Below are 12481 nucleotides of genomic sequence, written 5' to 3' on the forward strand. Positions count from 1 at the left end.
TTGATTCAGAACCAACGCCGCATTTTGCTTATTGCTTTTCTGGCGGGAATACCAGATTCAGAACGATTGCGGTAATACCGCCAGCGGCGATACCGGAAGAGAGCAGGTTTTTCACCCAATCCGGGGCGAACTGGAGAATCAGCGGCTGCTGGGAAACACCCAGACCAACTGCCAGCGACAGCGCGATAATCAGAATCGCGCGGCGGTTCAGCGGCTCGCGGGACACGATACGCACACCGGATGCTGCGATAGTACCGAACATTACCAGCGTTGCGCCGCCCAGTACCGGCTCAGGAATATGCTGTACAAAACCGCTGACTGCCGGGAACAGGCCCAGCGCGATCAGCATCAGCGCCACCACAAAACCAACGTAGCGGCTGGCGACGCCCGTTAACTGAATAACCCCGTTGTTCTGGCCAAAACAGGAGTTCGGGAAGGTGTTGAACACGGCGGAAACAAACGAGTTCAGACCGTTCGCCAGCACGCCGCCTTTCAGGCGCTTCATATACAGCGGACCAGAAACCGGCTGCTCGGAGACATCAGAGGTGGCCGTAATATCGCCGATGGTTTCCAGTGAAGTGATCATAAAGACCAGCATCAGCGGCAGCAGTAAACTCCAGTCGATGCCCAGGCCATAATACAGCGGCGTTGGCACCATCAGCAGGTCCTGACTTACCGGTGCGGTATTTTGCGGCAGCATGTCCATAAACCAGGCCAGCAGATAGCCTGCCGCCATCGCAATCACCAATGACGCAACGCGCAGGTAAGGGTTACGTTGACGGTTAAGCAGGATGATTAGCGCCAGCACCACGCCTGCCAACAGTAAATTCTTCGGCGCACCAAAGGTGTTGTCGCTCATTGCGGCATAGCCACCGCCAATCGATGTCAGACCCACCTGAATCAACGACAGGCCGATAATCATCACGACCACCCCTGAGACCAGCGGAGTAATAATACGACGCGCCAGGTGCAGGACACGCGAGATAACCATCTCGGTGCAGCTTGCCAGCATCAGTGTACCGAACAGCGCCGCCATCATGGTTGGGACATCTGCGCCACCGGTTTTTAGCGCCGTACCGCCCATAATCAGTGGCGCAACAAAGTTAAAGCTGGTGCCCTGAATGGATAGCAGCCCTGAGCCTACTGGTCCCCAGGCTTTGATCTGAATGATAGAAGCTACGCCGGAGGCGAACAGCGACATACTGATAATGTGTTGAGTATCCTGAGCCGGTAAACCAAGCGCCTGGCAAATTAACAGAGCAGGGGTGATCACCGCGACGAACATGGCCAGCAGATGCTGACAGGCGGCAAACAGGGTCTGGGCTAACGGGGGGCGATCTTCAAGACGGTAAATCAGTTCACTGTTGTGAGTCTGCGCAACCGGTTGCGCATTTGTTGACTCTACGGCGTTAACGGACATCAGAGGCAATCCCATGGTGGAAAAGCGGTGATTTTATCTGACCAGGGCAGAAAAGCAAACGTTTGCTAGCAGGTATTCTTAATATTTAAAACGGATAAACAAACATTTTTATATAACTTTTCATCATTTTCTGCTTAAAATCCACTCCGAAAACTCAATAAGAGCTAAAAACCGGTCTGGAATGCATCGTGCGTGATTGTGCTAAACGCACTAATGGAGCTGTAAATGTTTTATCTCGATACGTTATCAACGCTGGTTGCGGCAACCCTTGTGTTGCTGCTGGGACGTAAGCTCGTCCAGTCTGTTTCCTTCCTGAAAAAATACACCATTCCCGAACCCGTTGCAGGTGGATTGCTGGTGGCGATTGCGCTGCTGGTGCTGAAAAAAAGCATGGGTTGGGAAGTGAACTTCGATATGACCCTGCGCGATCCGCTGATGCTGGCCTTTTTCGCCACTATCGGCCTGAACGCCAATATCGCCAGTCTGCGTGCTGGTGGCCGCGTGGTGGGTATCTTTCTGATTGTGGTTGTTGGCTTGTTGCTGATGCAAAACGCCATCGGTATTGGTATGGCGACCCTACTGGGTCTGGACCCGCTGATGGGTCTGATCGCTGGCTCGATCACCCTCTCTGGTGGACACGGAACCGGGGCCGCGTGGAGCAAGCTGTTTATTGAACGTTATGGCTTCACCAATGCGACTGAAGTGGCGATGGCTTGCGCAACGTTTGGTCTGGTGTTGGGCGGACTGATTGGCGGCCCGGTGGCACGCTATCTGGTCAAACACTCTACCACGCCAGACGGTATGCCGGACGATCAGGCCGTGCCGACCGCATTTGAAAAGCCGGACGTTGGGCGCATGATCACCTCGCTGGTGCTGATTGAAACCATTGCTCTGATCGCTATCTGTCTGACGGTGGGTAAAATCGTTGCGCAAATGCTGGTTGGAACAGTGCTGGAATTGCCGACCTTCGTCTGCGTGCTGTTTGTTGGGGTGATCCTCAGTAACGGTCTGGCGCTACTGGGTTTTTATCGGGTGTTCGAACGTGCAGTTTCGGTGCTGGGTAACGTAAGTCTGTCGCTGTTCCTGGCGATGGCGTTGATGAGCCTGAAGTTGTGGGAACTGGCTTCACTGGCCTTGCCGATGCTGGCAATCCTGGTTGTGCAGACTATTTTCATGGCGCTGTACGCGATATTCGTCACCTGGCGCATGATGGGTAAGAACTACGATGCCGCCGTGCTGGCAGCCGGACACTGTGGTTTTGGCCTCGGCGCGACGCCGACGGCGATTGCCAACATGCAGGCGATTACCGAACGTTTTGGACCATCCCATATGGCGTTTCTGGTGGTGCCGATGGTGGGGGCGTTCTTTATCGATATCGTCAACGCGCTGGTGATTAAGCTGTATCTGCTGTTACCGATTTTCGCGCAATAACGGCTGTGCGGCGGGGTAACATCCGCCGCCGCTATGAATTAACTACGCGTTGGAGTAGCGTTCGGTTTCCGGCATCCAGCGCTCTATCAGTGCCAAGGCCTGTTGCGGATAACGTTCGTGAATATGGCGGGCAATGCGCTGAACTTCCGGGATAATCGCCTGATCGCGCAGTAAATCTGCGACCTTGAATTCTGCCGTTCCGGTCTGGCGAGTACCTAACAGCTCGCCGGGGCCGCGAATCTCTAAATCTTTTTGCGCAATCACGAATCCATCGTTGCTGTCTCGCAGAACCTGCAGGCGTTTCTGCGCGGTTTTAGACAGCGGTGATTTGTAGAGCAGGACACAGTGGGAGGCCACCGCGCCACGGCCTACGCGACCACGCAACTGGTGCAACTGGGCCAGACCTAAGCGTTCCGGGTTTTCAATAATCATCAGGCTGGCATTGGGTACGTCCACGCCCACTTCAATCACCGTGGTGGCAACCAGCAGATGCAGTTCACCCTGCTTAAAGGCCGCCATTACTGACTGCTTCTCAGCGGGCTTCATGCGCCCGTGTACCAGGCCAATATTGAGTTCTGGCAGCGCCAGTTTAAGCTCTTCCCACGTCGCTTCTGCCGCCTGAGCTTCCAACAAGTCAGACTCTTCAATCAGCGTACAGACCCAGTATGCTTGACGTCCTTCGTGGGTACAGGCGTTGCGCACGCGATCAATAATATCGCTGCGGCGGGTATCCGGAATGGCGACTGTGGTGACCGGCGTACGCCCTGGAGGGAGTTCATCGATAACCGATGTGTCGAGGTCAGCATAGGCTGTCATCGCCAGGGTGCGCGGAATCGGCGTGGCGGTCATGATTAGCTGGTGTGGATGGAAACCCTGCTGCTGACCTTTCTCCCACAGTGCCAGACGCTGATGTACGCCGAAGCGGTGCTGTTCGTCGATGATAACCAGCGCCAGCCCGTTGAACTGCACCTGTTCCTGGAAAATCGCGTGCGTGCCGACAATCATCTGCACCTGACCGCTGGCGATAGCTTCCTGTTGCGCCAGACGTGCTTTACCTTTCTGCTTGCCCGCCAGCCAGCCCACTTCAACGCCCAGTGGCGCGAACCAGTTGCGGAAGTTATTTGCATGCTGTTCAGCCAATAATTCGGTAGGAGCCATTAGCGCAACCTGTTTACCATGTGCGATAGCCCGCAGCGCAGCCAGCGCGGCAACCAGCGTTTTACCGGAGCCGACATCACCCTGCACCAGGCGCATCATCGGCACATCCAGCGCCATATCGCGTTCAATCTCAGCGGTAACGCGGGCCTGCGCGCCAGTAGGTTTGAACGGCAATGCTGCCAGCAGCTTATCTTTTAGCGCGTTGTTAGCACTTAACGGCTGGGCGTGAAAACGCTGTGCCCCGGCGCGTAGCGCCAGCATGCTGAGGTTATGCGCCAGCAGTTCTTCGAGAATCAGACGTCGCTGCGCCGGATGTTGTCCGGTTTCCAGATCGCTGAGTTGCAGCGACGGTGGGGGGCGGTGCAATGTGCGCAGTGCTTCGGGTAGGCTCATCATGCCCTGTAACAGCTCTGGCGGCAGCAGTTCGGCAATGGCGCAGGTATCGAGCAGATCCAGTGCCTGATCGGTCAGCTTGCGCAGCGTGGCCTGCTTCACACCTTCGGTGGTTGGATACACTGGTGTGAGTGTTTCCTGCAATTCTGGCGTGCTGAGATCGCCTTGTACGCGGTATTCCGGGTGAATCATCTCTGCGCCGTATTTCCCGCGTTTGGCTTCGCCGTAGGCCAGAACCCTACGCCCGGTAGCAAGGCTGTTTTTCATCGCTGCACTGAAGTTGAAAAAGCGCATGGTGAGAATCCCCGAGCCATCGCTGATTTGACAGGTCATCATCCGGCGGCCGCCGAAGGTGATATTGCAGTTCAGCACTTCGCCTTCAACGGTGGCATAGACACCCGGCAGCAGTTCGCCAATTGGGTACAGATGGGTACGGTCTTCGTAACGCAGAGGAAGGTGGAGCAGGAGGTCCTGCACGGTGTGCAGGCCAATTTTCGCCAGTTTACTGCTTTGCGCTGCGCCAACGCCGGTCAGAGAGTTGAGTGGGATGGCATCCAGTAAACGGCCTTTCATCGCGTTTATCTCGCAGATTGCATAGTGGCCCACCACGTTGCATCGGCTTCAATTTCGCCCTGCGTGTTTACGTGAGGGTAGGGAAGACCTTTGCGCTTAGCGACATTCGCCAGCACCGGATAACCGCCTTCAAACAGTAAGCGCTGTTGCTCATCTTGTGGCAGCATGCTGTTTTCTCGGCGGTACATCCCTGCGTTTTGCCGCTGGCGCTGTGCTTCGTACAGAATCAGCGCAGAGGCGACAGAAACGTTCAGCGACTGCACCATGCCAGTCATGGGAATGATGATGTCCTGATCAGCCAGATCCAACGCTTCCTGAGTGATGCCGGTTTTCTCCTGGCCCATCAGGATGCAGGTAGGGTGCGTGTAATCAATCTCGCGAAAATCCACGGCTTTATCTGACAGATGGGTTGCCAGGACCTGCATGCCCCGGCTTTTTAAATGTGTGACCGCATCGCCAATAGTCGGGTGGGTCTTGACTTGCACCCAACTGTTACTGCCTGCGGCAGAAGAGAGCATAGTGCGCATGCGGCTACCCGGCCAGACGGCGTGGACTTCATGCACGCCGACCGCATCTGCAGTACGAATAATCGCAGAAACGTTATGAGGTTTGTGAACCTGCTCCATGCAGACGGTCAGATCGGGCTGACGACGTGCGAGCATCTCGCGGATACGTGCATAGCGCTGTTCATTCATAAGACTAGTTTCGGTTACGGGTGACTTTTATCACGTCCGGCATGACGCGGATTTTGCGCATGATATTCGCCAGGTGCACACGATCGCGAGCGGTCAGGCGAATAAAGGCGCTATAAACGCGGCCATCTTTCTCTTCCGTATTCAGACTTTGAATATTGGAGGTGGTCGTGTTGATTGCCGCCGTCAGGTTCGCCAGAGCACCTTGGTGGTTAAACATATCCACCTTAATCTCGGTGATGAATTCCTGCTCCGTCTCTTTATCCCATTCCACCGCCATAAACTTCTCTGGCTCTTTCTGGTAGCCACGAATATTACGGCAGGACTCATGGTGGATCACCAGACCTTTACCCGGACTGACGTGGGCAATGATTGGATCGCCTGGAATTGGACGACAGCATTTCGCGAAGGTGATCAGTACGCCGTCAGCGCCTTTGATCGGCAGATGACCATGGCCGGATTGTGCTGGTACGTTCGCTGTTGCTTCGCCCTGCTGGAGGTTTTTCGCTACCACCACGCTCATGGCGTTACCCAGACCGATTTCTGCGAGCAGATCGTCAAGCGTGGCGAGCTTCATGCGCTCAAGCTCACGCTGAATGCTCTCTGGCGGGATCTCAGCCAGTTTACGGCTACCGCCCAGGGCATGGTTGAGCAGTCGACGCCCCAGACTGACGGAATCATCGCGCTTGAGGTTTTTCAACAGTTGGCGAATCTTGGCGCGCGCTTTCGAACTGACGACGAAGTTTAGCCACGCGGCATTCGGACGTGCGCCCGGCGCGGTAATAATCTCAACTGTCTGACCGCTAAAGAGCGGTTGTGAAAGCGGGTAAGGCTGTCTGTCTACGCGTGCGCCGACGCAGGCGTGACCGATATCGGTATGCACAGCGTAGGCGAAGTCGACAGGTGTTGCACCGGCAGGCAGTTCGACAATGCGCCCTTCCGGTGTGAAAACATAAATCTCATCCGGGAAGAGATCAGATTTAACGCTTTCAATAAATTCAAACGAGCTACCGGCGCTCTGCTGCAGTTCCAGCAAGCTTTGCATCCAGCGCTGAGCGCGGATTTGCGCAGTGGTGCTGCTTTCGCCGCCGTGCTCTTTGTAAGCCCAGTGCGCTGCGACACCCATCTCTGCCATCTGGTCCATGTCTTCAGTACGAATCTGTACTTCAACCGGGACGCCATGAGGGCCGATCATTGAGGTGTGCAAAGACTGATATCCGTTCGCTTTCGGAATGGCGATATAGTCTTTCACGCGACCAGGGCGTGGTTTGTACAGGCTGTGCATCTGGCCGAGTACGCGATAGCAGGTATCGGAATCATGAACGATGACGCGAAATGCGTAGATATCCATGATGGAGTGAAAACGCTGCTCTTTGAGCACCATTTTGCAGTAAATAGAGTACAGGTGCTTCTCACGCCCGCTTACGCGACACGGAATACCAGCCTCCTGCAAACGCCCTTCGATTTCCGAGAGGATTTTTTGGATCATCTCTTTGCGGTTGCCGCGAGCGGCTTTAACCACTTCTTTAATCACGCGATAGCGGTTTGGGTACAGCGCTTCAAAACCCAGCTCTTCCAGCTCGGTTTTAATGTGATGAATACCTAAACGGTGTGCCAGCGGACTATAGATTTCGAGGGTTTCACGGGCGATGCGGCGACGCTTGTCCGGACGTAATGAGCCTAACGTGCGCATGTTGTGGGTGCGGTCGGCAAGTTTGATGAGAATGACGCGGATATCCTGCACCATCGCCATAATCATCTTGCGAAAGTTTTCAGCTTGCGCCTCTTTCTTATCGCGAAACTTAAGCTTATCAAGCTTCGATACCCCTTCTACCAGCTCTGCAACGCTTTTACCAAAAAGCTGTTCCATGTCCTGATAGGTGGCTGGGGTATCTTCAATCACGTCATGCAGCAGCGCAGCCATCAGCGTTTCGTAGTCGAGTTTCATCTCGGCCAGAATGCAGGCTACCGCTACCGGGTGCGTGATATAGGGTTCACCGCTTGAACGTGTCTGGCCCTCGTGAGCGTCACGTGCAACGAGATACGCCTGCCGAAGACGCTTAATCTGGTCTTCCGGCAGGTAGTTTTGAATCAGTTGATTCAGGCTTTCAAACAGATACAAGGGCGACCCGCTTTGTGATTAACGACGACCTTCAGCAATAGCGGTAACGGCTTGTAATTCAGCGGCTTCCTGCTCTTGCTGTTCCTGGCGCTCACGCACGTCGAGGATCTGGTTGTTGATCAGACCTTCTTCGATTTCGCGCAGCGCGATAACGGTAGTTTTATCGTTTTCTTCCGGTACGAGCGGATCCTTTCCGCCTACCTGCATCTGACGAGCGCGACGCGCGGCGACCAGTACCAGGTCAAAACGGTTACCAATTTTCTCTACAGCGTCCTGAACAGTTACGCGTGCCATACTTAAAATGCTCCACAGGTGAAGAAATGACTGGGCATGATACTGAATGTGGGTTCAGTCTGCCAACAGTTTGCTGATTAAAGCGTCATGACGCTGCTTTTGGCGGCTCATGCGCAGACGTTCGGCGCGAATGATGGTTTTCAAATCGCCCAGGGCGGTGTCGAAATCATCATTCACAATAAGATAATCATATTCGGCGTAATGGCTCATTTCTGCAACAGCTTGCGCCATACGTTTCGCGATCACGTCTTCGCTATCCTGACCGCGGCCACGCAGGCGGCGGTCCAGCTCAATCTTAGACGGTGGCAAAATAAAAATACTGCGCGCATGCGGCATTTTTTCACGAATTTGCTGTGCACCTTGCCAGTCGATATCTAAAAAGACGTCTACGCCGGATGCTAATACTTGCTCAATGGTTTCACGCGAGGTGCCGTAGTAATTACCGAAAACCTCCGCGTGTTCCAGGAACGCGTCTCTGCCAATCATTGTTCTGAATTCATCATGGTTCACAAAGAAATAGTGTTCACCGTGCACTTCCCCCGGGCGCGGTGCGCGCGTGGTGTGCGAAACAGAAACCTGGGTGTCATACAACGGTTGGGTCTTTAATAAAGCCTGAATCAGGCTGGATTTACCCGCGCCACTGGGGGCAGAAACAATATAAAGCGTGCCTTGAGCCATGAGTATCTTAATGTATGTGATTGTCGAAAGAGAGCCTACATACGGGCTTATTATACACGTAGCCGCTATGTGACGTAGCCCTTGTCACACTTTTTGCGCATGTTTATTGCGTTTTGCGTACCAGTTTCCTGTTTTATCGATGATTTGCAGCAATACATGCAAATGTCCGGAAAGCTGTTCGCAGGATGAATTTTTGCCGCTCTGTTTCTATTTCACTTCGCGCTATACCTGCCGGGAAACGTATCGTTCAGCGGAGATAGCATGGGATTATGGAAATGCATAGGGCTGGTTTTGCTAATGGGGTATCTACCCGCATGGGCGGTATGCCCCGTCTGGTCGCCTGCCAGGGCAAACGAGGAAATTTCACGACTACAGCAGCAGATTACACAGTGGAATGACAGTTACTGGAAACAAGGGGAAAGTGCCGTAGACGACGGCGTTTATGACCAGCTCAATGCGCAACTAATTCAATGGCAGCGCTGTTTTGGCGATGAAGCCCCATCAGATCTTTCTGCGCCCCCAATAAGTGGCACCGTCTCGCATCCTGTTCCCCATACGGGCGTTCGAAAACTTGCTGATAAGAAAGCGCTACAGCAATGGATGCACGCTCGCAGCAATCTCTGGGTGCAACCGAAGGTGGATGGCGTGGCGGTGACGTTAGTCTATCGCAATGGCAATCTGGTACGGGCGATTAGCCGTGGTAATGGCCTGCAAGGCGAAGACTGGACGCAAAAGGTTCTGCAGATCCCTTCCGTACCACATTCCACCAGGGGGAAACTCGCTAACAGTACGTTGCAGGGTGAGATATTTTTGCAGCAAGAGGGGCATATTCAGAAGCAGAGCGGGGGAATGAATGCCCGCTCGAAGGTTGCTGGATTGATGATGCGCCAGGGCAATCCGGAAATGTTACGCTCGCTGGCAATTTTTATCTGGGCCTGGCCTGATGGTCCGGCGGTCATGTCTGAAAGACTGGAGCAGCTCACGGCTGCCGGGTTCAGTTACACGCAACGCTATACTCAGGCCGTGAAGAATGCGGATGACGTCGAAAAGTCGCGCATCAGGTGGTGGAGTTCAGCATTACCTTTTGTGACGGATGGTGTCGTGGTGCGAACGGCAAAAGAACCACGGGCACAGTATTGGCTACCCGGACAGGGTGACTGGCTGGCGGCGTGGAAACATCCTCCCGTGACGAGGGTATCTGAGGTAACGGGTATTCAGTTCTCCGTTGGTAAAAGCGGGAAAATTGCGGTGGTTGCATTGCTGACTCCCGTCATGCTGGATGATAAACGCGTACAGCGCGTCAATATTGGCTCCGTCCGACGCTGGAATGAATGGGATATCGCGCCTGGCGATCAGATTCTGGTGAGCCTGGCCGGACAAGGGATACCCCGTATAGACGAGGTGGTCTGGCGCAGCACTCAGCGTACTAAGCCAATACCCCCCGAGGGGCGCTTCAATTCATTAACCTGTTTTTATGCTACAGCGGAGTGCCAGGAACAGTTTGTTGCCAGACTGGTCTGGCTGGGTGGCAAAGAGGTGCTGGGGCTGGAGGGGATCGGCGAGGCGGGATGGCGAAAGCTCCATCAGGCGTATCGCTTTGAACATATCTTTTCCTGGCTAGGATTAACCCAGGCGCAGCTACAGTCCACCTTCGGCGTGAACAAAGGGAAGAAGCTGTGGCATCAGTTCAACCTGTCGCGCGATCTCCCGTTCACGCGCTGGGTGATTGCTATGGGAATACCGTTAACACAGGCAACGCTAAATGCCAGCCGGGATAGTTCGTGGCAGCAGTTACAGGCGCGCAGTGAACAAAGCTGGCGGCAGCTCCCTTTCATGGGAGAACGGCGGGCACGGCAGGTTATTCAGTGGCTGGAGGATCGGGAGGTCACAGCGCTGAGCAACTGGTTGGCTGCTCAGCGGATAGCGGGCTTTATATCTTAATGGCCTTCATGGCGATAGTAAAATACCGGCAGACCTAACTTCAGGCGCAGTGCCAGTAATCGGGCGGTAAAGCCGAAGAGTAGGGTAGAGATAACCACCACATCATGACTGGAGACATAGTGCTGTAGCACGATGTACAGCACTGCAGCGGCGAATGAAACTCCGGCATACAGCTCTTTCTGGAACACTAACGGGATGCGTTTGCAGAACATGTCGCGTAATACGCCACCGAAGACGCCGGTGGTGACCGCAGCGACCACGGCGATAATCGGTCCATGGCCCATATCCAGTGCCACCTGAGCACCGATAATAGAAAAGACCACCAGGCCCAGCGCATCCAGTACGAGGAATATTTTGCGCAGATAGGGCATGACGGGAGCAATAATGGTGGTGAGTACCGCAGCGGTCGCCACGATAATGACGTATTCAGGGTGCTTTACCCAGCCAAGCGGATAGTGGCCGAGAAGAATGTCGCGTACCGATCCGCCGCCAATGGCCGTCGCGGTGGCAATGATAATGACGCCAAATGTATCCATACGACGACGCCCAGCTGCAAGCGCACCGGTCATGGCTTCGGCAGTAATACCAATTAAATATAAAACGTGTAACAGCATGTATTCCCCCTGATTTGCTGGGGGCTAAGGTTAGCGATTTGTGCGCATTGTCACGATTGAGATTTTCTAAGGTGAAGTGATTTTAATAACTACAGCTAATGCGACTGTGCTGAAAATACGTGGTGATATGCGCTTTGTGTTATGGGTAGTGATAATGAATGATGAGAAAATATAATTCGGGATGAATGGGGAGAGTACTAAAGCGGCGGGAAAAACACGTAGCCTCGCCATTTATTGGCGGGCTACGTTGAATGACTACTTATTCGATGTTCTGAATCTGCTCGCGCATTTGCTCGATCAGTACCTTCAGTTCAATCGCGGAATTCGTCACCTCGGCATTGATAGACTTGGATGCCAGAGTGTTCGACTCACGGTTGAATTCCTGCATCATGAAGTCCAGACGACGGCCAACGGCCTCTTTTTTCTTCAGAATGTTGTAGGTTTCTTTGACGTGGGCTTCCAGACGATCTAATTCTTCTGCCACATCGATACGCTGCGCCATCAGCACCAGTTCTTGCTCAAGGCGGTTATTCTCCAACTGCACTTGGGCATCTTCCAGTTTGGCTACCAGACGCTCGCGCTGCCATTGCAGGATTTCCGGCATATGAGCACGCACTTTTGTGACTTCAGCACTGACGCCTTCCAGACGCTGCTCGATCAGCGCTTTCAGCGCCTGACCTTCGGTTTCACGCGCAACGATGAAGTCATCCAGCGTACCATCAAGCGCGGCGAGGATTTCGGCGGCAATGGCGTCCAGATCCTGCTCCTGGGCAGCCATTACGCCTGGCCAGCGCAGGATATCAACCGGGTTGATTTCACCTTCATCGCTCTGCATTTTGACCCAGTTAGCAGCGCTAACGAGCTGTTTAGCGAGTTTTTCATTCAGAATCAGCTCGCCTTGCGCGCTGGCATCAGGCTCAAAACGCAGCGTACATTCGACTTTACCGCGCGTCAGACGTGTGCGAATTCGTTCGCGAACAACGGGTTCGAGACTACGGAACTGCTCCGGCAGGCGAAAATAAGTTTCCAGATAACGCTGGTTTACCGAGCGCATTTCCCAGGTGGCGCTACCCCATTCACCCTTGATTTCACGCCGGGCGTAGGCTGTCATGCTGCGGATCATAGACGTTCCTGTTTTTAAAGATGAGATGGGAGGATTATAGCC

Annotated in this window: 10 protein-coding genes; 2 read left to right on the forward strand and 8 right to left on the reverse strand. The window is 54.0% G+C overall.

Annotation, left to right across the window (positions count from 1 at the left end):
* Positions 1-28: 28 nt before the first annotated feature.
* Positions 29-1420 (reverse strand): xanthine/proton symporter XanP, encoded by a 1392-nt coding sequence (gene xanP / locus IB222_RS00380; protein ID WP_003024026.1) that lies wholly within the window; start codon positions 1418-1420, stop codon positions 29-31.
* Positions 1421-1645: 225 nt separating this feature from the next.
* Between xanP and gltS the strand changes: the two genes are divergently transcribed.
* Positions 1646-2851 carry a sodium/glutamate symporter gene (gene gltS, locus IB222_RS00385; protein ID WP_003024029.1) on the forward strand — a complete coding sequence of 402 codons (1206 nt, stop codon included), beginning with the start codon at positions 1646-1648 and terminating at the stop codon, positions 2849-2851.
* A 42-nt stretch (positions 2852-2893) separates the two neighbouring features.
* On the opposite strand, the gene recG is transcribed toward gltS, so the two are convergent.
* The 5 genes from recG to gmk are packed head-to-tail and all read right to left on the reverse strand — an operon-like array spanning position 2894 to position 8761.
* On the reverse strand, positions 2894-4975 hold the full coding sequence (recG, locus tag IB222_RS00390) for an ATP-dependent DNA helicase RecG (RefSeq protein ID WP_003827244.1): 2082 nt from the start codon (positions 4973-4975) through the stop codon (positions 2894-2896).
* Between the two features lie 5 nt (positions 4976-4980).
* Positions 4981-5670, reverse strand: a complete 690-nt coding sequence (gene trmH / locus IB222_RS00395) for a tRNA (guanosine(18)-2'-O)-methyltransferase TrmH (RefSeq protein ID WP_063941164.1) — start codon at positions 5668-5670, stop codon at positions 4981-4983.
* 4 nt (positions 5671-5674) lie between these two features.
* The gene (gene spoT / locus IB222_RS00400) at positions 5675-7789 is read right to left on the reverse strand and encodes a bifunctional GTP diphosphokinase/guanosine-3',5'-bis pyrophosphate 3'-pyrophosphohydrolase (protein ID WP_003024038.1); all 2115 of its coding nucleotides are present in this window, start codon (positions 7787-7789) and stop codon (positions 5675-5677) included.
* 18 nt (positions 7790-7807) lie between these two features.
* Positions 7808-8083 (reverse strand): DNA-directed RNA polymerase subunit omega, encoded by a 276-nt coding sequence (gene rpoZ / locus IB222_RS00405; protein ID WP_000135058.1) that lies wholly within the window; start codon positions 8081-8083, stop codon positions 7808-7810.
* Positions 8084-8137: 54 nt separating this feature from the next.
* Positions 8138-8761: a guanylate kinase gene (gmk, locus tag IB222_RS00410; RefSeq protein ID WP_003024042.1), complete on the reverse strand. Its 624-nt coding sequence runs from the start codon at positions 8759-8761 to the stop codon at positions 8138-8140.
* Between the two features lie 261 nt (positions 8762-9022).
* Between gmk and ligB the strand changes: the two genes are divergently transcribed.
* Positions 9023-10702, forward strand: a complete 1680-nt coding sequence (gene ligB / locus IB222_RS00415; RefSeq protein WP_148361317.1) for an NAD-dependent DNA ligase LigB — start codon at positions 9023-9025, stop codon at positions 10700-10702.
* On the opposite strand, the gene IB222_RS00420 is transcribed toward ligB, so the two are convergent.
* Positions 10699-11316, reverse strand: a complete 618-nt coding sequence (locus IB222_RS00420; protein ID WP_003024049.1) for a trimeric intracellular cation channel family protein — start codon at positions 11314-11316, stop codon at positions 10699-10701. The two genes, ligB and IB222_RS00420, sit on opposite strands and share 4 nt — an antisense overlap.
* 259 nt (positions 11317-11575) lie before the next feature.
* Positions 11576-12439, reverse strand: coding sequence for a YicC/YloC family endoribonuclease (locus IB222_RS00425; protein WP_003024052.1), 864 nt, complete (start codon positions 12437-12439; stop codon positions 11576-11578).
* Between the last annotated feature and the right edge of the window lie 42 nt (positions 12440-12481).

The sequence above is a fragment of the Citrobacter sp. C13 genome, assembly GCF_014596815.2.
In the GTDB taxonomy this organism is placed as follows: Bacteria; Pseudomonadota; Gammaproteobacteria; order Enterobacterales; family Enterobacteriaceae; genus Citrobacter; species Citrobacter portucalensis.